This is a genomic window from Motiliproteus sediminis (assembly GCF_017912535.1).
In the GTDB taxonomy this organism is placed as follows: domain Bacteria; phylum Pseudomonadota; class Gammaproteobacteria; order Pseudomonadales; family Balneatricaceae; genus Motiliproteus; species Motiliproteus sediminis.
The window spans coordinates 55,070-74,173 of sequence record NZ_JAERQK010000013.1 but is presented as its reverse complement, the minus strand read 5'-3'; the positions used below and the strand labels follow the sequence as shown (position 1 = coordinate 74,173).

17 protein-coding genes are annotated in these 19,104 nt (G+C 61.3%); 12 read left to right on the top strand and 5 right to left on the bottom strand.

Going from position 1 to position 19,104, the window contains the following annotated elements:
• Positions 1-381 precede the first annotated feature (381 nt).
• The 3 genes from JJQ76_RS17070 to rpmE all read right to left on the bottom strand — a co-directional run bounded on the left by JJQ76_RS17070 (position 382) and on the right by rpmE (position 2,825).
• Complete coding sequence (locus tag JJQ76_RS17070; protein ID WP_210398175.1) at positions 382-1,650, bottom strand: malic enzyme-like NAD(P)-binding protein; 1,269 nt, start codon at positions 1,648-1,650, stop codon at positions 382-384.
• A 123-nt stretch (positions 1,651-1,773) separates the two neighbouring features.
• A complete protein-coding gene (locus JJQ76_RS17065) occupies positions 1,774-2,589 on the bottom strand; it encodes a thermonuclease family protein (protein ID WP_246481105.1) in 816 nt (271 codons plus the stop codon).
• 23 nt (positions 2,590-2,612) lie between these two features.
• Positions 2,613-2,825: a 50S ribosomal protein L31 gene (rpmE, locus tag JJQ76_RS17060; RefSeq protein WP_210398173.1), complete on the bottom strand. Its 213-nt coding sequence runs from the start codon at positions 2,823-2,825 to the stop codon at positions 2,613-2,615.
• A gap of 192 nt (positions 2,826-3,017) precedes the next feature.
• On the opposite strand from rpmE, the gene JJQ76_RS17055 reads away from it, so the two are divergent.
• The 6 genes from JJQ76_RS17055 to JJQ76_RS17030 all read left to right on the top strand — a co-directional run bounded on the left by JJQ76_RS17055 (position 3,018) and on the right by JJQ76_RS17030 (position 8,925).
• Positions 3,018-5,231 (top strand): primosomal protein N', encoded by a 2,214-nt coding sequence (locus tag JJQ76_RS17055; RefSeq protein ID WP_210398172.1) that lies wholly within the window; start codon positions 3,018-3,020, stop codon positions 5,229-5,231.
• A gap of 81 nt (positions 5,232-5,312) precedes the next feature.
• Entirely contained in the window at positions 5,313-5,912 is a 600-nt protein-coding gene (locus tag JJQ76_RS17050; RefSeq protein ID WP_210398171.1) for an SPOR domain-containing protein, read from the top strand.
• Positions 5,913-5,992: 80 nt separating this feature from the next.
• Complete coding sequence (gene hslV, locus JJQ76_RS17045) at positions 5,993-6,523, top strand: ATP-dependent protease subunit HslV (RefSeq protein ID WP_210398170.1); 531 nt, start codon at positions 5,993-5,995, stop codon at positions 6,521-6,523.
• Positions 6,524-6,554: 31 nt separating this feature from the next.
• Positions 6,555-7,886: an ATP-dependent protease ATPase subunit HslU gene (hslU, locus tag JJQ76_RS17040; RefSeq protein ID WP_210398169.1), complete on the top strand. Its 1,332-nt coding sequence runs from the start codon at positions 6,555-6,557 to the stop codon at positions 7,884-7,886.
• A gap of 21 nt (positions 7,887-7,907) precedes the next feature.
• Positions 7,908-8,264 carry a gamma-butyrobetaine hydroxylase family protein gene (locus JJQ76_RS17035; protein WP_210398168.1) on the top strand — a complete coding sequence of 119 codons (357 nt, stop codon included), beginning with the start codon at positions 7,908-7,910 and terminating at the stop codon, positions 8,262-8,264.
• Positions 8,254-8,925, top strand: coding sequence for a ubiquinone biosynthesis accessory factor UbiJ (locus JJQ76_RS17030; protein WP_210398167.1), 672 nt, complete (start codon positions 8,254-8,256; stop codon positions 8,923-8,925). The genes JJQ76_RS17035 and JJQ76_RS17030 overlap by 11 nt, the downstream gene beginning before the upstream one ends.
• On the opposite strand, the gene JJQ76_RS17025 is transcribed toward JJQ76_RS17030, so the two are convergent.
• On the bottom strand, positions 8,922-9,584 hold the full coding sequence (locus JJQ76_RS17025; RefSeq protein ID WP_210398166.1) for a fumarylacetoacetate hydrolase family protein: 663 nt from the start codon (positions 9,582-9,584) through the stop codon (positions 8,922-8,924). The genes JJQ76_RS17030 and JJQ76_RS17025 overlap by 4 nt on opposite strands.
• Positions 9,585-9,714: 130 nt before the next feature.
• Between JJQ76_RS17025 and JJQ76_RS17020 the strand changes: the two genes are divergently transcribed.
• The 4 genes from JJQ76_RS17020 to JJQ76_RS17005 all read left to right on the top strand — a co-directional run bounded on the left by JJQ76_RS17020 (position 9,715) and on the right by JJQ76_RS17005 (position 15,470).
• A complete protein-coding gene (locus JJQ76_RS17020) occupies positions 9,715-11,445 on the top strand; it encodes a sensor domain-containing diguanylate cyclase (protein ID WP_210398165.1) in 1,731 nt (576 codons plus the stop codon).
• Positions 11,426-12,421: a cytochrome-c peroxidase gene (locus tag JJQ76_RS17015; RefSeq protein ID WP_210398164.1), complete on the top strand. Its 996-nt coding sequence runs from the start codon at positions 11,426-11,428 to the stop codon at positions 12,419-12,421. Before JJQ76_RS17020 ends, JJQ76_RS17015 begins: the two co-directional genes overlap by 20 nt.
• Positions 12,418-14,991 (top strand): EAL domain-containing protein, encoded by a 2,574-nt coding sequence (locus JJQ76_RS17010; RefSeq protein WP_210398163.1) that lies wholly within the window; start codon positions 12,418-12,420, stop codon positions 14,989-14,991. Before JJQ76_RS17015 ends, JJQ76_RS17010 begins: the two co-directional genes overlap by 4 nt.
• A 119-nt stretch (positions 14,992-15,110) precedes the next feature.
• The gene (locus JJQ76_RS17005; RefSeq protein ID WP_210398162.1) at positions 15,111-15,470 is read left to right on the top strand and encodes a SpoIIAA family protein; all 360 of its coding nucleotides are present in this window, start codon (positions 15,111-15,113) and stop codon (positions 15,468-15,470) included.
• A 12-nt stretch (positions 15,471-15,482) separates the two neighbouring features.
• Here JJQ76_RS17005 and JJQ76_RS17000 read toward each other — a convergent pair whose 3' ends face one another.
• Positions 15,483-16,679 carry an MFS transporter gene (locus JJQ76_RS17000; RefSeq protein ID WP_210398161.1) on the bottom strand — a complete coding sequence of 399 codons (1,197 nt, stop codon included), beginning with the start codon at positions 16,677-16,679 and terminating at the stop codon, positions 15,483-15,485.
• A gap of 116 nt (positions 16,680-16,795) precedes the next feature.
• Between JJQ76_RS17000 and JJQ76_RS16995 the strand changes: the two genes are divergently transcribed.
• Complete coding sequence (locus JJQ76_RS16995; RefSeq protein ID WP_210398160.1) at positions 16,796-17,692, top strand: LysR family transcriptional regulator; 897 nt, start codon at positions 16,796-16,798, stop codon at positions 17,690-17,692.
• A gap of 147 nt (positions 17,693-17,839) precedes the next feature.
• The gene (gene serA, locus JJQ76_RS16990; protein WP_210398159.1) at positions 17,840-19,072 is read left to right on the top strand and encodes a phosphoglycerate dehydrogenase; all 1,233 of its coding nucleotides are present in this window, start codon (positions 17,840-17,842) and stop codon (positions 19,070-19,072) included.
• Positions 19,073-19,104 lie beyond the last annotated feature (32 nt).

Here is a 19,104-nt window from a genome sequence, read left to right as displayed (position 1 = left end):
GGCCCGCGCAAAGCGCGGGGCGAGGCATGGACGCCGAGCCGGATTGCGGCACAGGTATGTGCCGTCCGATCCGCCAGAATCACCGTTGCCGCGCGCAGTGGACCCGTAGGGCGGCGGAACCAGGGGAACATAAGGCACAAGTAGTTCTTTCTTCCCCTGTTCTTTGGAACGTTTGCCAAAGAATAGGGCCGCCCGGGTGGGCGGAAGAGAGGCTTTCAATCAGCGCAGATAAATAGCTTAAAATCCATACTGGCCGGCCCTGAACTAAAGACCGCTTCGCGCCGACTCGCGTCATCCTCTGCATCCGTGAACAGGCACAAAAAAGCCCCGCCGGTGATGCCGGCGGGGCTGGGTTGATCGCGGTGTAGCGGAATTGGGCGACTACAGTTCTTCGACGCTCTGGATCGGGTAGTGCTCCGGAATCGGCAAGCGGGCGACACCGATCTCTACCGCTGCCTGGGCGACGGCCATGGAGACCTTGCCCAGCAGGCGGGGGTCGTTGGGCTTGGGCAGGATATACTCCGGGCCGAAGCTCAGTTCGCCGCCACCGTAACTGTCGCACACGGACTGGGGTACCGGCTCCTTGGCCAGTTCGGCGATGGCGTAGACCGCGGCCATCTTCATCTCGTGAGTGATATGGCGCGCGCGCACGTCCATGGCACCGCGGAAGATGTAGGGGAAGCAGAGTACGTTGTTGACCTGGTTGGGGTAGTCAGAGCGCCCGGTGGCCATGACGATGTCGTTACGGGTGGCGTGGGCCACTTCCGGACGGATCTCCGGATCCGGGTTGGCGCAGGCGAACACGATCGGGTTGGGTGCCATGGTTTTGAGGGTTTCCGGACTGAGCTGGTTGGCTCCGGCCAGACCCAGAAACACGTCGGCGCCTTGCATGGCGTCTTCCAGTGTGCGGGCATCGGTGTTGATCGCCGCAAACATTGCCTTCTCAGGTGTCAGGTCGCCGCGTCCGTCGTGGATCACGCCGCGGCGGTCCACCACCAGGATGTTGTGACGACGGATACCGGCGCTGATCATCAGGCGCAGACAGGCAGTAGCCGCGGCGCCTGCACCGAGGCAAACTACTTTCACCTCCTCAATATCCTTGCCGCCCAGTTCGATGGCGTTCAACAGCCCGGCCACGGTGACGATGGCGGTGCCGTGCTGGTCGTCATGGAACACCGGAATCTGCAGCCGTTCAATCAACTGGCGCTCGATCTCGAAACACTCGGGAGCCTTGATATCTTCCAGATTGATACCGCCAAAGGTGCAGGCGATGCGCGCCACGGTATCGATAAAGGCTTGCGGTGACTCGTTTTCGACTTCGATGTCGATGGAATCAAGACCGGCAAAACGCTTGAACAGCAGCGCCTTGCCTTCCATGACCGGCTTGCTGGCCAGCGCGCCCAGATTACCCAGACCGAGAATGGCGGAGCCATTGGAGATGACCGCAACCAGATTGCCTTTGGCGGTGTACTTGTAGGCGTCGTTGGGATTTTCCGCGATGGCGCGCACCGGCTCCGCTACCCCGGGGCTGTAGGCCAGGGCGAGATCGTCGGCGGTTTCGGCAGGCTTGCTCAGCTCCACGCTGATTTTGCCCGGCTTGGGGTATTGATGGTATTCCAGCGCCCGGCGCTTGAGATCTTGGTCGGTCATGTTCCAAATCCAGCTGGCAGGTTAGTGAGGGCTGGCAATCTTATACGAAAGTATGAGTTATCTCAAGTGGTCATACCTCTGTAGCCCACGGCTCATGCGGCTTAGGCGGATTCTGACCCGTTTTCAGGGGGTGCGCACCGAATTGGTGCTCTGCGGCGTCAGGTTGTCCGGGTGGGATAGATAAAGCCGGAACGGGCGAAACTGACGGGCTTTCTGGCTGGCGTTCAGTTGGCGATAGCTGAGCCAGCCGCGTACTTCGACCGCTTTGCCCAGCAGGGCGTTGACATTCCAATCGGTGAAGTAGGGCAGGCCCTCCCGGCTGACCGGCAGATAGAGGGTCGCATCCAGCTCGATGAACGGGCCAGAACGATTGCGCCCGGCCCGGGTGACGGTACCGCGATAGCGGCCAAAGCCGCCGTCACCGGGATGCAGTGAGCTGACCTCGCGGGGGGCGAAGTAGCGCTCGCTCCAGACGCCCATCCCGGTTTGGCGCGCATGGGCCTCGGCTGCGCGCAGGCAGTCACGCAGATCGAGGTTGGGCGGCAGGCTGAGCTGGAAACCCAGCCCCAGGCGCAACAGGTGCGCCTCCAGACTGTTGCCTTCGGCATCGAAGATGTGGGCCAGCGTGCGGCCGTGGCGGTCGTGAGGCTGAACGCCGGTCATCAGCAGCAGCCGCTTGTCACTAAGAAAGTTCGCTGCGGCCTGGCGGGCCTGGTGCGCCAGCGGTTCGGCGGGGCGGTTGTCACGGGACAATTCCGGGGTGTCGATGCCGATCAGGCGTACGCGGCGGCCATCGCTGAGCAACAGGGTGTCACCATCAATAATCCGTTTTAGCGTCGCCGGCGTGGCGTTAGCAGCAGGGGTGCAGTCCGCAGTTGCTGCGGGAGAGGGTGTACAAAAAAGAAAGGCACTCGCGAGGAGTGCCTTCAGATAACGCATCACGGTCGTTTACCGTGGCAAGCTTACGACAGTTTGCGGCTGCCGAAACGCTTGTTGAAGCGGTCGATACGGCCGCCAGTGTCAAGAACCTTCTGCTTGCCGCTGTAGAACGGGTGGCACTTGCCACATACGTCCAGGTGGATGTCCTGACCTACGGTGGAGCGGGTCTTGATCTCATTACCGCAAGAACAGGTGGCGGTAATTTCAGTGTATTCGGGGTGGATACCAGCTTTCATCAGTCTATGACCTCAAAATTATCGATGTGCCGCCACTCAGGTTTCTCACTGAGCACCGCACGTCACGCACGCTCTGACCGGGTCAGGCGTACGACCAGGGCGCGAATCATAACAGAGCTGCGCCAAGAAGCAAGTTCCGGTCAGGCTTGAGTGCTACAATGGCGCCTTTTCGCCCGCCAAGAGGGTTACCGGATGTCGCCTGCCCCTGCCGTGCTGCGGATGGCGCTGCCGTCGCCGCTGCGTCGCTGCTTCGATTACCTGCCCCCGGACGGGGTTGCGGGGGAGTGCTTGCGTCCGGGGGTGCGGCTGCGGGTGCCGTTCGGGCGGCGCGAAGTGGTTGGGGTCTTGCTCGAGGTAGCCAGCAAATCGGAGCTGCCGCTGGATAAACTGCGTCCCGCGCTGGAGTTGATTGACGAGCAACCATTGCTGCCGGCGCACCTGCTGGAGCTGGCGCAGTGGGCGGCGCGCTATTACCAGTATCCCCTGGGCGAAGCACTGGCAGTGTTCTTACCCACCTTGCTGCGCCAGGGTGAGAGTGCGTCCTATCGGGCCGAGCAGTTGTGGCGGGTGGTAGCCGGTTTTGATGCCGATACCCTGGCAGGCGCCAGGCGTCAGCGCGAGTTGGTTGACGCCCTGGCAGGCCACCCCCATGGACTTAGCGCCGACGCAATCAAGGCGCTGGGATTTGCGCCGGGGTTGTTACGGGCGGCAGAGCAGTCTGGGGCGATCGAGCGCTGCTGGCGTGAAAGCGTCCCCCATGGCGCTCCCGGCGCAGACAAACTACTGCACGAGAGCCCGCTGACACTCAATCCCGAGCAGCAGGCGGCGCTGCAGGCGGTGACCGCCGACGGCGAAGCGTTTCGCTGTATCTTGCTGCAAGGGGTGACCGGCAGTGGCAAAACCGAGGTCTACCTGCAGGCCATTGCGGCGGTGCTGGCAGCGGGCAAGCAGGCGCTGGTGCTGGTGCCGGAGATCGGGCTGACGCCGCAGACGGTGGGGCGGTTCAAGGCGCGCTTCAACGTACCGGTGGTGGCGATGCACTCCGGGCTTAATGATCGCGAGCGCCTCGATGCCTGGCTGGCCGGCAGTCGCGGCGAAGCCGGGGTGTTGATCGGTACCCGTTCGGCGATCCTCACGCCGCTGGCGCGCCCCGGTCTGATCGTGATCGACGAGGAGCACGACGGCTCGTTCAAACAGCAGGAGGGTTTTCGCTATTCTGCCCGCGATCTGGCGGTGATGCGTGCCCGTGCCGAGGCGGTGCCGCTGCTGCTGGGTAGCGCCACTCCCTCGCTGGAGTCGCTGCATAATGCCTGGAGCGGTCGCTATCGCTGGCTGCGCATGGAGCAACGGGCAGGTGGTGCCCGGGCACCACAGTTTGAGCTGCTGGACGTCCGCAACCAGCCGCTGGTGGATGGTCTGTCGGACGTGCTGGTAGCGCAGATGAAAGCTCACCTGGCGCGTGGCGAGCAGGTGTTGGTGTTCCTCAATCGGCGCGGCTTTGCGCCCACCCTGATGTGTCATGACTGCGGCTGGATTGCCGATTGCCCGCAGTGTGACGCCCATATGACCCTGCACCGCAGTCCGCCGCAGCTGCATTGCCACCACTGCGATTATCAGGCGCCGGTACAGTTCAACTGCCCCCAGTGCCAAAGCCGCGATATTAGCGCAGTGGGAGCCGGTACCGAACGCACGGAGGACGCGCTGACCCGGTTGTTTCCCAAGGTGCCGGTGATCCGGGTGGACCGTGACAGCACCCGGCGCAAAGGCGCGATGGCTCGAATTGTCGAGCAGATCCATGCCAGCGGCCCCTGTCTGCTGGTGGGAACGCAGATGCTGGCCAAGGGGCACCATTTCCCCCGGGTAACTCTGGTGGCGATTCTGGATGCTGATGCCGGGCTGTTCAGTGCTGATTTTCGCGGCATGGAAAAGATGGCGCAGCTGGTGTTGCAGGTGGCCGGGCGCGCGGGGCGGGCGGATAAACCGGGACGGGTCATCATGCAAACCCATCAGTGCGATCATCCGAACCTGCGTTGCCTGATCGAGCAGGGGTACACCGATTTCGCCCGTCTGCAGCTGCAGGAGCGTCGCGCCGCGGGTCTGCCGCCGTTCACCCACTACGCGCTGGTGCGATCCGAAGCGGTAGCCCAGGGGCGGGCGGAAACCTTTCTGCAATATGTCCGCGCCATCATCGAGCAGTGGCCGTTGGAGGGGGTCACCCTGTTGGGCCCCCTGCCGTCGCCGATGGAGAAGCGCGCCGGGCGCTTCCGTGCCCAGTTGCTGCTCTATGCTGACCACCGGGCACCACTGCACCGCCTGCTGCACGCGCTGGCGTTGCTGCTGGAGCAGGACAAACAGGCGAAGAAGGTGCGCTGGTCCATCGATGTGGACCCTTACGACCTGTTTTGAGGTTGGAGTGCGCTTGGCAGTCTGCAACGATGCGGTGATAATAGGCCGCTCACTGTTATATCCCCGAGTTGAAAGGAACCGATGGCCCAGACCAAGCCAACGCCGCGTAAGCGCGGTGCCTCGCGCAGCAAACCCACGCCGCCGGCGCCGAAGCCGCGCCGCGGACTGCCCTGGGCGGTACTGCTGTCGCTGCTGGTGCTGGGTGGTTTTGGCTATGGGCTCTATCAGCTGGCCGGCATCAAACCGGACCCGGCGGCGACTCAGGATGCGGTGCAGGCCAGACCACCGGCCGCCAAACCAGCTCCGAAACCGCGAGACCCCGAGCCGCAACAACAGGCTGATGAGGGATACCGCTTCTACACGCTGCTGCCCGAGAGCGAGGTGGTGCCGCCCAAGGTCGAGGCCTACAACTCCACCCCGCGTGAACAGACCGATTACAGCCGCTATCTGCTGCAAGCGGGTTCGTTCCGCAGCTCCAGCGATGCCGACAGCCTGCGGGCGCAGCTGCTGCTCAAGGGGTTACCCAACGTGACCACCAGCAAGGTAACCTCCGCCAGTGGCAGCATCTGGTACCGTGTGCGGGTTGGCCCGTTCGAATCGCGCTCCAAGCTTAACAAGGCGCAGGATGTGCTGGTGCGGATGAATCTGCGCCCGATGCAGGTCAAATTGCCTCAGGGCTGACAGCGCCCGTCCGCCCCCGGGGCTTGAATTCCACCGGGGTGATGCCATATAGCTGGTAACGCTTAGCAGGACCCGTACATATGACCACGATAGTTTCAGTACGCCGTGACGACCAGGTGGTCGTTGGCGGTGACGGCCAGGTATCCCTGGGCAACACCGTCATGAAAGGCAGCGCCCGCAAGGTGCGTCAGCTGCCCAAATATCAGGTTCTCACCGGCTTTGCCGGCAGCACCGCCGACGCCATCACCCTGCTGGATCTGTTTGAGCAGCAACTGGAAAAGCATCAGGGCAACCTGTTCAACGCGGTAGTCAATCTGGCCCGTGAGTGGCGCAGCGACCGGGTATTGCGCCGGCTTGAAGCGCTGATGCTGGTGGCCAACCGTGACAAAACCTACCTGATCAGCGGCAGTGGCGACATCATCGAGCCGGAAGACGGGGTGATTGCCATCGGTTCGGGCGGCAACTATGCGCTGGCGGCAGCCCGGGCGCTGGTGGCCAACACGGAACTCAACGCCCGTGAGGTCGTCGAAAAGAGTCTCAACATTGCCGCCGATATCTGTGTGTTTACCAACCACAGCCTGACCATCGAAAGCCTGGACAGCAACGGCTGAAGCGCGCCCCGACTATTGGATTGAGAGCACCATGTCACAGATGACCCCCCGCGAAATCGTACACGAACTGGACAAACACATCGTCGGTCAGGCCGACGCCAAGCGCGCCGTGGCGATCGCCCTGCGCAACCGCTGGCGGCGGATGCAGCTCAGCGACGAGATGCGCGCCGAGATTACCCCCAAGAATATTCTGATGATCGGTCCCACCGGGGTGGGTAAGACCGAGATAGCCCGCCGTGTAGCCAAGCTGGCGCAGGCGCCCTTTATCAAGATCGAAGCGACCAAGTTCACCGAAGTAGGTTACGTAGGGCGCGATGTGGAGTCGATCATCCGCGATCTTGCTGACATGGCGATCAAGATGCTGCGCGAAAGCGAGATGGCCAAAGTGCGTCATCGGGCCGAGGATGCCGCGGAGGAGCGGGTACTGGACGCGCTGTTGCGCCCGGCACGTGGCGCCGGCGATGAAGAGCCGGTGCGTGAGGTCAGCAGCACCCGTCAGCTGTTCCGCAAGAAACTGCGTGAAGGCGATCTGGACGACAAAGAGATCGAGGTGGAGGTGCGTGCCACCCCGGTCGGGGTGGAGATCATGGCCCCTCCCGGGATGGAGGAGATGACCAGTCAGTTGCAGAACCTGTTCTCCAACATGGGCAGCGAGCGCAAGAAAACCCGCAAGCTGAAGGTCAAAGACGCCTACAAACTGCTGGTGGATGAAGAAGCGGCGGCGCTGGTCAAAGAGGACGAGATCAAGGCGCGGGCGATCGAGGCGGTGGAGCAGAACGGCATCGTCTTTCTGGATGAGATCGACAAGGTGGCCAAGCGCTCCGACAGTGGCAGTGGCGGTGAGGTATCCCGCGAAGGGGTGCAGCGCGACCTGTTGCCATTGATCGAGGGCAGTACCGTCAATACCAAGTACGGCATGATCAAGACCGATCACATCCTGTTTATCGCTTCCGGCGCGTTTCATCTGGCCAAACCCTCGGACCTGATTCCCGAACTGCAGGGGCGGCTGCCGATCCGGGTCGAGCTCAGTGCGCTGACGCCGGAAGATTTCCGCCGCATTCTGACCGAACCTGACGCCAGCCTGACCGAACAGTACCAAGCCTTGCTGGCCACTGAAGGGCTGCAGGTGGCGTTCACCGACAGCGGCATTCAGCGGGTGGCGGAGCTGGCCTATCAGGTCAACGAGTCGACCGAGAATATCGGTGCCCGCCGTTTGCATACCCTGATGGAGCGGTTGCTGGAGGAGGTTTCCTTCGATGCCAGTGAACGCGCGGGGGCAACCCTGACTATCGACGAGGCGTACGTGACCGAGGCGCTGGGCGAACTGGCGCGGGACGAAGACCTCAGTCGTTATATTCTTTAACCGACCCGGGAGGTCGATGGCGTGAGCACTCAGCATCCGGAAAAAATCGCCTTGCACCTCAAGTCGCGCACGCTGGAGCTGGCCTATGGGGGTCAGAGCTATCAACTGCCGGCCGAGTATCTGCGGGTCCACTCCCCCTCCGCCGAGGTCCGCGGCCACGGTCGCGGGCAGGAGAAACTGCAGACCGGCAAGCGCCAGGTTGCGCTGATCGGGATCGAACCCAGCGGCCACTACGCGCTCAAGCTGGTGTTCGACGACGGTCATGATTCGGGCTTGTACGACTGGAACTATCTGCACGATCTGGCGCTGAATCAGGAGCGCTACTGGCAACGCTATCTGGACAAACTCGCGGAGGAGGGCGGTAGCCGTGACCACTGATTCTGATCGCTCAGCCGCCAATCCTCTCGGCGCCTGGCTGGACGCCGGCCTTGGCACCTTGATCGAGGCGGCGTTGCACCATGCCCTGACGACCGATCCGGTCAGTTTGCGCCGGCTCGGCCGCCTGGAGGGCAAGCAGGTGTTGTTGCGTCTGGCCATGCCGCCGCTGCAGCTGGTGCTGCAACCCCACGGGGAAGGCATCGGGGTGCGCGGCCAACTCGACGGGGACGCCGATGCGGTGGTCGACGCCACCCTCTCCGGCCTGACGCGGCTGGCAACCCGGCACAGCGAACTGGCCGGCGAGGGGATCAGTCTCAGCGGTGATACCGCGCTGGTCAGCGAACTGCGGGATATAGTCCGCGACCTCAATATCGATTGGGAAAGCCTGCTGGCCGACGCCATCGGTGACCTGCCCGCCCACCCCCTGGCGCAGCTGCTGCGCAGCGGCCAGCGGTGGATGGCGGACAGCCGCGACAGCCTGCTCCAGAATCTCGATAACTATCTGCATGAAGAGCTGGCGCTGGTGCCGGCGCGTCCTCAGCTGGAACAATACTGCCAGCAGGTGGACCAGCTGCGCCTGGCAGTCGATCGCCAGCAGGCGCGCATAGCGCTGGTTGAAAAGCGGCGTCAGCCGGAGGCCTCAGAGCCCCCCGACCGCTAGCGCACTACCGCGCTGACCTGCAGGCAGTTTGCCAGCGACAGGCTCAGCTCGTCCCCCGACTGCAGCCGGCCCACGCCAGCGGGCGTGCCGGTCAGCACCACATCCCCCGGCATCAGGGTAAAATAGCGGCTGCAGTATGCCAGCAGGGCGCTGACCGGGGTGATCATATGGCGGGTCTGGCCATGCTGCTGCGGTTGGCCATTGAGCAGCAGGCGGTACTCGCAATCTTCCACGTCGGCAAGTTGCTCCGGCGCTACAAATTCGGACAGCGGGCAGCTGCCGTCAAAGGCTTTGGCCATCTCCCAGGGGTGGCCTTTTTGTTTCAGCTCGCTCTGCAGCTCGCGCAGGGTCAGGTCCAGCCCCAGCCCGTAGCCGGCGACGGCGGCCAGTGTGGTGTCGGCCTCAGCGCGGGTCAGGGGGCTGCCGATCAGCACGGCCAGCTCGGCCTCAAAATGGCAGTCGCCACCGAAGTCCGGCAACGGCAGCGGCTGGTCCATCGCCACCAGCGCGGTGGCGGGCTTGATAAACAGCAGCGGTTGGTCCGGCACTGGGTTGTTCAGCTCGCGGGCGTGGTCGGCATAATTGCGGCCGACGCAAACCACTTTGCCCGCCGGCAGGGGGCATTTGCGGCCATCACTGAATTTATGGGTGTAGGGCATCGCCAGAACTCCGTGACAACAGATTAAGCTCGCCACTATAGTCAATCGTGACGGGCGTCGCAGCGCTTTGTTGTCATAGATCAACATCGGGCAATCGCTTTCTTGCATTGCAGCACCGGTGTTGGCTAGCATGCAGGATTCGTCGGACTTTGGTCCGGCTTCGGATTATCCCAGGGATGCGCTTCGCGTGGGTATGTTCAAGAACATCGGTCACAAGATAATTACCGTATTCGGTCTCGTTGCCAGCATCGCCATGCTGAGCATGATCGCGTTCTATACCTACAATCAGGAACAGAGCATCCTGGCGCAGAACAAGCGCACCATGGAAAAGCTCACCGAGAGCGTTATCGAAGGCCTGCAGACGGTGATGCTGGCGGGCTACGCCGATATCGCTCAGAACTATGCCACCCGACTGAAACGGGTTCCGGAGGTGGTGGACTTTGTCATCCTGCGCACCAATGGCAAAGAGGCCTTCCTCGATAACAGCACCATCGACAGCGTTAACACGCGTATCGGTGAAGAGGACTTTATTCCCAAGGACAACACCCGGATTCATCAGGTATTGCCCACCAGCGACCAGCATCTGCAGCAGGTGCTGCAGGAGCGCGAACAGATCTCCTACTACGAAACCGACGTTAACAACGAGCAGTTGCTGACCTTTCTGGCGCCGATCAAGAACGACAAGGACTGCCACCGCTGTCACGGTGGTGACAATCCCATCCGCGGCGTACTCAAGCTGACCACCTCGCTGGCGCCGATCAAGCAGGATATTGCCGCCACGCGCAGCCAGTCGATGGTGGTGCTGGTGGTGATGCTGGGGCTGGTGTTCGTGGTGACCAGTTATCTGATCCGCCGGTCGGTGGTGCAGCCGATCAACAAGCTGACCGACGCCATGCTGGAGGTCAGTCGCGGCGACCTTGATCAGGTGGTGCCGGTGATCGGCCGCGATGAACTGTCGCGCATGGCGCAGAGTTTCAACCATATGTCCCGTGAAGTTCTGAACTCCTACAAGGGGCTCAAGAACGAGCAGGACAAGCTCAACACCATTCTGCTCAGTTCGCTTGAAGGGATTGTGGTGACCGACAGCAATGGCGATGTCGTGCTGGTCAACCCCGCCGCCGAGGTGTTGCTGGACAAGTCCAGCGAAGAGATCCGCGTGGGCGGCTTCCTCAATCTGCTGGACGATCCCGAGTTGGTCAAACACAACCTGTGCAAGGATCCGTCGCAGCTGGAGCCGGTACTGGTGGAGTACAAGAACCGAATTCTGCAGATGCTGGCATCAAGCATCCTGGCCCCCACCGGGGAGGCGATTGGATCCGCCATTCTGTTGCGGGACATCACCGAAGAGAAAAAGCTGGAGAACCAGCTGCGCGAGCTTTCCACCACCGACGCGCTGACCAAGCTCTACAACCGCCGTCACCTTGACGAGACTCTGGATGTGGAACTCAAGCGCGCGCGGCGGTACAAGCTGGATCTGTCGGTGCTGATGTTCGACGTTGACCACTTCAAGCGCTTCAATGACGAACACGGCCATGATCAGGGTGACCGCGTGCTCCAGCACTTGGCCGGGGTGATGCGCGAATGTATCCGCGAGGTGGACGTACCTTGCCGTTACGGCGGCGAGGAGTTCCTGATCATTCTCACCAATACCGCCCGTAACGGCGCGCTGATCACGGCCGAGCGGCTGCGTGAAGCGGTGGAGGCATCACGTATCGACGGCCTGCAGGTGACCATCAGTATCGGCGTCGCCAGCTACCCTTATCTGGATGTGGAAGAGTCGGATGAATTTGTCGAGCGCGCAGATGCCGCGCTCTATGAAGCCAAAGAGCAGGGGCGCAACCGTGTTTGGATGGCTCACTAGAGCGGCTGCGCTGGGGCTGGCCACGCTGTGGGTGCTGACGGCGCAGGCCGCGGATGAGCCGGGTTCGCCCCTTGAACGTGCCGCGCTGCTGCTCAATTCCGAGCCCATACGTCCGGTGCCGCTGCGGCGGGATCTCGATCCCGAACTGCTGGAGCTGGGCCGGCAGCTGTTTTTTGACGCCCGTCTGTCGGGCGATGGCGAAACCCATTGCGGCAGTTGTCACCAGTTGCCACCCATTGGCGAGGACCAGCGCCTGACCGATGTATCCGCGGTGATGGGCAAGTACCAGCGCAGTGTGCCGTTGCTCTATAACGTCAGCGAATACTACTGGTTTAACTGGGATGGCCGTTTCAGCAGTCTTGAGCAGCTGTTGAATGCCGCGATTACCGATCCCGACAAGATGAATACCGAGTGGAGCCAAGCCCTCACCCGTCTGGCTCCCGACTACGACGCCCGCTTCCGCCAGTTGAACGAGCGGCCGATGGCCAAAACCGACGTGGTGCAGGCGCTGGTAACCTTTCTGCACAGTCTCAATGCCCCCAACGCCCGCTTCGACCGTTATCTGCGGGGGGATCAGAACGCCCTCACCGAGCGCGAACGGCGCGGCTACCGTCTGTTCAAGGATGTGGGTTGCGCCACCTGCCATAACGGCCGATCGGTGGGAGCTAACTTCTTCGAACAGTTCTACGTCTACCGGCACGAGGGTGGCCAGGAGGGCGAGCCGCGGCTGCAGGATCTGGGGCGCTACTACGTGACCGGTGAGGGCGAAGACAACAACCTGTTTCGGGTGCCGTCGCTGCGCAATGTCGCGCTCACCGCACCCTACTTCCATGATGGCTCGTCGGATACGCTGGATCACGCCATCGAAGAGATGGCCGAACATCAGCTCGGTGTGGAGCTGGACCGTAACGAGATCGACCTGTTAGTGGATTTTCTCGCCACCCTGACCGGCACCCACCCGGGGGTTGAACCGTGAGAACCATCAGCTGGACCCCGTTAATTGCCGGCAGCACCATACTGCTGCTGTTGAGCTTCCTGTTCTATCAGGCTCAGCGAGTGGATACCCTGAACCGCGAACACTCGCAGGTGCTGGATTTGCTGCACCAGGCCGGCCGGTTGAATGACCAGCTGCGTCAAGGGGTGATGCAGGTGTACTACGAGCGTGATCACAACTTCGACACCCTGCTTGACCTGCATCGGGGGCTGGAGCAAAGCATTCGCTCGCTGCAGAGCTCGCCCTACGCCTCTTTCCGTGAAGCCAGTACCGGGGTGGAATACTACATGCGCCGGCTGGCCAACATGCAGGCCGAGCGTGGCGAACTGGTCACCCGGTTCATGAAGAGCGTGGTTCTGCTCAAGAATGCGATCACCGGTCTGAGCCGCCATGCTGAGCTTGACCAGTTGGCGCAGCGGGACAGCCAGCTTTACAAACTGCTCAACGATTACCGCAATACGCTGCTGGCGTTTGCCAGCAATCCGACACCGTCGCTGTCTGAGCAGGCTGAGCAGATGCTGGAAGAGCTGGACGCGGTGCTGCTGGAGCTGGAAGACAGCGGTAGCGATGAACATGTCAATGACGCGCTGCAGTTCACCTACCAGCATGGGCAGGTGGTATTCCGTGAACGGGTGCAGGTCGAAAAGCTGATCAACCAGCTGTACCAGATTCCGCTGGGCAAGGTGCTCAATCAGGTGACCGAAGCCTACCTCAACTATCACGAGCAGCAGGAGCGGCTGTCCGGCTACTACCGCAGCGGGCTGTTCGCTGCCGGAGCCATGCTGCTGATCTTTCTGGTCGCGACGCTGCTGCGTTTGCGCTTTACCGCATCGCACCTGCTGGGTGAAAAGGAGATGGCCCAGATCACCCTCGGTTCTATCGGTGACGGGGTGATCACCACCGATCGTCAGGGGATGATCACTTTTATGAACCCGGTGGCGGAGCGCTTGCTCGGCTACCAGTTTGCCGAGGTGCGTAACGCGCCGCTGACGCAGGTGCTGCAGCTGTTCAGCGAAATCACCAATAAACCGATCGACGATCCGGCTACCCGCGCTATCGAGCAGGAAAAGGTGATCGAGATTACCCAGCATGTCTATATGGTGCGGGCCGACGGTAGCCGCAACCACCTCAGCCTGACGGTCTCGCCCATCGGGCAGCTGGGTAAAGATGTGCTGGGCGCGGTGCTGGTATTCCAGGACGTCGATGAAAGCCGCGTGCTGGCGGAGCAGCTGCACTACGAAACCTCCCACGATGCCCTGACCGGTCTTTACAACCGCATGACCTTTGCCCAGAAGATCCAGCAGCACCTGGGTGAATCGGACGGCAAACGCTCGCCGATCCTGTGGCATATCGATCTTGACCACTTCTCGGTGATCAACGACATCTGCGGCTCTAAGGGGGGCGACGGCTTCTTGCGTCAGGTGGCGGGAGAGCTCAAACGCGCACTGGGTGAGCACGATGTGCTGTCGCGGGTCGGCGGGGACGAATTTGCCGTGTTACGCCCCAATGCCGAACCCAGCGATGCGCTCAACGTGGCGTGCGAACTGCGTGAGGTGATCAACGGCATCCGCTTCGAGTGGGAAGATAACAGCTTTGATACCACCGCCACCATCGGCGTGGTGTTCATTAACCAGAACTATCGTGACCTGTCAGACGTGTTTATGGCCGCCAACTCGGCGGTGGATTCCGCCCGCGAGCAGGGGCGCAACAATATCCATATCCATACCAAGGATATCTTCGAGAGCAGTCGCAAACACGAGCTCAGTCTTTGGGTACCCAAGATCAAGAAGGCGCTCGACGAACAGCGTTACCGCCTCTACCTGCAGTCGATCTCGCCGATCACCCAGCACGGTTGTGAGCCGCCGCACCACGTGGAGGTGCTGCTGCGGATGGAAACCGAGGATGGACGCATTCTGCCGCCGATCTTTATCCCGGCGGCAGAAGAGTACAACCTGATGCCGCAACTGGACCGCTGGGTCATCAGCGAGGTGTGCGCCAACATCGCTCAAGCGCGCGAGCAGGGTACGCTGGCGGCGCAGTTCAGCTACTCGGTCAACCTTTCCGGCACCACGCTCAGCGATACCTTCTTCCTCGACTTTATTCGCAATCTGTTCGATGAACACGCCATCGAACCGACCCAGATCTGCTTTGAGATCACCGAGACCGCCGCGATCCAGAATCTGGAGTCTGCCATCGCCTTTATCGAAGCGGTGCGGCAGATGGGCTGCCAGTTTGCCCTCGATGACTTCGGTAGCGGTATGTCGTCGTTCGCTTATCTCAAGAACCTGCCGGTGGATTACCTCAAGATCGACGGTGCCTTCGTCAAGCAGCTGGCCAAAGACCCGGTGCAGTACAGCATTGTTGAGGCGGTGAACAAGGTAGGCCGCACACTGGGGATGAAGACCATTGCCGAGTTCGTCGAAGATGACGAAATTATCCGCGGCCTGAGCACCATCGGTGTCGACTTTGCCCAGGGCTACGGCATTGACCAGCCGCGTCCCTGGACCACCTATTTCATCGCTCAGGAAGAGCGCCAGTCCACCCGGGCCTGAACCGCCGAACCGCCGAACCGGCGCTGGGAGCGGGGTGTTAATCCGTCCGTTCAGCAGCCGCGCAAGCGGCGCTGAAGCAGCTAGACTCTCAGTGCAGGCCGCAGCAAAGGACGCCAAACATGTTGATGAAACTGGAGCAGAGCAGCCCCACCGCACTCGGCTTTCTCGCCAGCGGTCGTCTGACCGACAACGACTACAAGAATTTTCTCATCCCTGAAGTGAAACGGACCCTTGAGGAACAGCAGAGTATCCGCCTGCTGTTCATGATGGAGGGTTTTCGCGGCTGGGATATCCAGGCTGCCTGGGACGACCTGATCTTCGGCATGGAGATCAACCGCCGGGTGGAGCGGATCGCCATCGTCGGTGATCGTGACTGGGAAAAGTGGATGGCGCGCCTGACCCGGGCTTTCACCTACGGTGAGGTGCGCTATTTCGACCTCAAGGAGCGTGAGCAGGCCTGGGCCTGGATCAAGGAGTAGGCCGACAGCGCATCAGACCGGCTGCGCGCTCAGGGCGCGCTCCTGCCGCAGCAGCCAGATGGCCGCCGCGGCAGTGATCGACAGAATTAGCAGGCTGCCGCCGATAACTCCCGGCCAGTGCCAGCGGGTCCAGAACAGATTCAGGTAGAATCCGCCGCTACTGGCTCCCAGATAGTAAAACACCAGATACAGCGACGAGGCGCTGGCACGCGCCTTGTGGGCGTTACGGTTGACCCAGGAGCTGGCCATCGAGTGGCAAAAGAAGAACCCGAAACTGTTGATCAGCAGGCCGCCGATAATGGCGCTGAGGCTGTCGCCCAGAGTGGTCAGCGAGCCCAGCATCATGATCAGGATACCGATCAGCATGCACTGTGCTTGCGGCAGCTGCTGGGCCACCCGGCCCGATACCGCCGAGCCGAGGGTGCCGGAGAGATAGGTCAGAAACAGCATCCCCAGCCAGGTGGGCGGCAGGTTATAGGGGGCTTCGGCCAGCACATAGGTTACGAAGCTGTACTGGTTGGCAAAGATAAAGAAGTTCAGCCCACCGATCAGGTAGGCGGCCAGGAGTAACGGGTTGGCCAGATGGCCGAGCAGGTCCTGCGCCATGGTGCGCGGCCGCAGCGGCTTGGGCTCGAAATGGCGCGAAGGCGGCAGCAGCCAGGCAAACAGCAGCACACCGACAACGCTGATCAGGCTGAGCGCTGCAAAGGCCAGCTGCCAGCTGCTGAGGTCGGTGAGGATACCGCCAAACAGCCGCCCCGCGATTCCGCCGAGGCTGTTGCCACTGATGTAGAAACCTACCGCCAGCAGCAGCGCCTTGCGGCTGAATTCGTCTCCCATATAGGCGATGGCGATCGCCGGCAGCCCGCCCAGAAAGAACCCTTGCAGTATCCGCAGCCACAGCAGCGCGGCGTAACTCTCCACCAGACTGATCAGACCGGTAACCAGCACCGCCGCCATCAGCGTCACGATCATGATTCGCCGTCGTCCGAGGGCATCGGACAGCGGACCGTAGACCAGTAGCGACAGCCCGAGGCTGAGGGTGGTCAGAGAGAGGGAAAAGGTGGCTTGCAGCGAACTGAGCTGGAACAGCTCACGAAACAGCGGCATCAACGGCTGGGTAATATAGACGTTGGCGAACACCAGAAAGGAGCCCAGGCAGAGGGCCAGTGTGGCGCGCCAAAAGGCGGATGAGCCGGGATCAATCATCGCAGTGTCTACCAGAAAAAAGGGCCGTCAGGCCGATGGCAGGCACTCTATCAACGGTAAAGTGATAACAAAAATATATAATTTATATAAAATCCATATTTGATTAATATGGCTCGATGGATCTGCGTAAACTGACAATCTTTGCCGCGGTGGCCCGCCATGCCAGTTTCACCCGCGCCGCGGAGGAGCTGCACATGGCGCAGCCGGCGGTAAGCATCGCGGTGCGTAAACTGGAGCAGGAGCTGGATCTGCTGCTGTTTCACCGCCAGGACAAGGGCATTGCGCTGACGGCCGAGGGGCGGGCGCTGCTGCGCCATACCGGGCGCATTCTCGACAGCGTGCGTGATGCCCGGCTGGAGATGGACGAGCTGCGAGGGTTGCGTAAAGGCGAAGTCCGCATCGGTATTCCCAGTATGCTGGGCAGCTACTACTTTCCCGAGATCCTGATGGCGTTCAAACAGCGTTATCCCGATCTCAACCTGTCGGTGCAGGAAGCGGGTACCCGCGATATCCAGCGGCTGATCGACAGCGGTGAACTGGACATGGGCATTATCGTCCGTGACCAGCTGCCGGAGGATCTCGACGCGCGCCTGTTTTTGCGTGCTGAGATGGTGGCCTGCGTGCCCCTTGATCACCCTTTTGCTACGTCTAACCGCGTCAGTTTCGATGCGTTCTTTGCCGAGCAGCTGGTGTTGTTCAAAGAGGGGTACTTCCACCGCGAGTTTATCGACCGGCTGGCCCAGCGCAGCGGCAACCAGTTGCAGCTGGCGTTTGAAACCAACCTGATCCCGTTGATCCGCTCCATTGTGCGCAAGGGGTTTGGCATCACCACCTTTCTGCGCATGGTGGTGGATGATGATCCCCACCTACAGGCGTGCTCTTTTGCCGAGCCGGTATGGCTGGACCTCTGCATTGCCTGGAAGCGCGGGGCCTATCTGTCCCATGCCGACCGGCGTTTTGTGGCGTTTCTGCTGGAACATGCGCCGGAAGATGTTGAGTCTTCTTCAAGTTAACGCTAAATAATTTCAATCCCATTCACGCTATGCGGGCGCTGACCTGATCAAACTCTGTGCTATCATTGCGCCCTCATTTTTACCGCCGCGCGATCTGTCGCGCCGACAAGCGCTGATTCAGCGACAAGCCGAGGTTAGTTAAACGCCATGACCAAGATTACCTCTCTCGGAAAGGACAAGATCAAGTTCCTGCTGCTGGAGGGTGTGCACCAGTCCGCCGTCGATACCCTGAACGCGGCCGGCTACACCAACGTCGATTACCTTGCCACTGCGCTGCCGGAAGAGGAGCTGATCGAGCGCATCAAGGATGCCCACTTTGTCGGTATCCGTTCCCGCTCCCAACTGACCGACCGGGTACTGGACGCCGCCAGAAAGCTGCAGGCGATCGGCTGTTTCTGTATCGGCACCAATCAGGTCGATCTGATCGCCGCCATGAGCCGCGGTATCGCGGTATTCAATGCGCCTTACTCCAACACCCGCAGCGTAGCAGAACTGGTGCTGGCCGAAGCGATTATTCTGCTGCGCGGTGTGGCAGCCCGTAACGCCAAGTGCCACCGTGGCGAGTGGGACAAGTCGGCCAAGAACTCCTACGAGATTCGCGGCAAGCGGCTGGGGATCATCGGCTACGGCTCCATCGGTTCGCAGCTGAGCGTGATGGCAGAATCCCTCGGTATGAACGTTTGCTTCTACGATGTAGTCACCAAGCTGCCGATCGGCAATGCGACCCAGATGGGATCTCTGAAGGAGCTGCTTGAAACTTGCGACATCGTCAGTCTGCACGTGCCGGAAACTGCGGCCACCAAGAATATGATCGGCCCCGCTCAACTGGCGCAGATGAAAGAGGGTAGCATCCTGATCAACGCCGCGCGTGGCACCGTGGTCGATATTGATGCCCTTTGTGGTGTACTGGATTCCGGCAAGCTGCTGGGCGCAGCCATTGACGTGTTCCCGGTGGAGCCGAAGTCGAACAGCGAGGAGTTCCTGTCCCCGCTGCGCGCCTTCGACAACGTCATTCTGACTCCCCACGTGGGCGGCAGCACCATGGAAGCGCAGGAAAATATCGGTTACGAAGTGGCCGAGAAGCTGGTTAAGTACAGTGACAACGGCTCCACCATTACCTCGGTAAACTTCCCCGAGGTGGCACTGCCGGCGCATCCCGACAAGCACCGCCTGTTGCACATCCACGAGAACGTGCCGGGGGTGATGACTCGCATCAACACCGTGTTCTCCGAAAACAACATCAACATCAGCGGCCAGTACCTGCAGACCAACGATAAAGTCGGTTACGTGGTGATGGATATCGATGCCGAGCACAGCGATCTGGCGTTGAAGAAGCTACAGGAGGTACCGGGCACCATCCGCTGCCGGGTACTGTTCTGAGGTTGTCGCACGCGTAACCAGAAAGCCGCGCA

Bases quoted from the DNA above. Each gene is read 5' to 3' on its own strand.
- JJQ76_RS17070 (WP_210398175.1), bottom strand. From the start codon at position 1,650: ATGACCGACCAAGATCTCAAGCGCCGGGCGCTGGAATACCATCAATAC.
- JJQ76_RS17065 (WP_246481105.1), bottom strand. From the start codon at position 2,589: ATGCGTTATCTGAAGGCACTCCTCGCGAGTGCCTTTCTTTTTTGTACA.
- rpmE (WP_210398173.1), bottom strand. From the start codon at position 2,825: ATGAAAGCTGGTATCCACCCCGAATACACTGAAATTACCGCCACCTGT.
- JJQ76_RS17055 (WP_210398172.1), top strand. From the start codon at position 3,018: ATGTCGCCTGCCCCTGCCGTGCTGCGGATGGCGCTGCCGTCGCCGCTG.
- JJQ76_RS17050 (WP_210398171.1), top strand. From the start codon at position 5,313: ATGGCCCAGACCAAGCCAACGCCGCGTAAGCGCGGTGCCTCGCGCAGC.
- hslV (WP_210398170.1), top strand. From the start codon at position 5,993: ATGACCACGATAGTTTCAGTACGCCGTGACGACCAGGTGGTCGTTGGC.
- hslU (WP_210398169.1), top strand. From the start codon at position 6,555: ATGTCACAGATGACCCCCCGCGAAATCGTACACGAACTGGACAAACAC.
- JJQ76_RS17025 (WP_210398166.1), bottom strand. From the start codon at position 9,584: ATGCCCTACACCCATAAATTCAGTGATGGCCGCAAATGCCCCCTGCCG.
- JJQ76_RS17020 (WP_210398165.1), top strand. From the start codon at position 9,715: ATGCAGGATTCGTCGGACTTTGGTCCGGCTTCGGATTATCCCAGGGAT.
- JJQ76_RS17005 (WP_210398162.1), top strand. From the start codon at position 15,111: ATGTTGATGAAACTGGAGCAGAGCAGCCCCACCGCACTCGGCTTTCTC.
- JJQ76_RS17000 (WP_210398161.1), bottom strand. From the start codon at position 16,679: ATGATTGATCCCGGCTCATCCGCCTTTTGGCGCGCCACACTGGCCCTC.
- JJQ76_RS16995 (WP_210398160.1), top strand. From the start codon at position 16,796: ATGGATCTGCGTAAACTGACAATCTTTGCCGCGGTGGCCCGCCATGCC.
- serA (WP_210398159.1), top strand. From the start codon at position 17,840: ATGACCAAGATTACCTCTCTCGGAAAGGACAAGATCAAGTTCCTGCTG.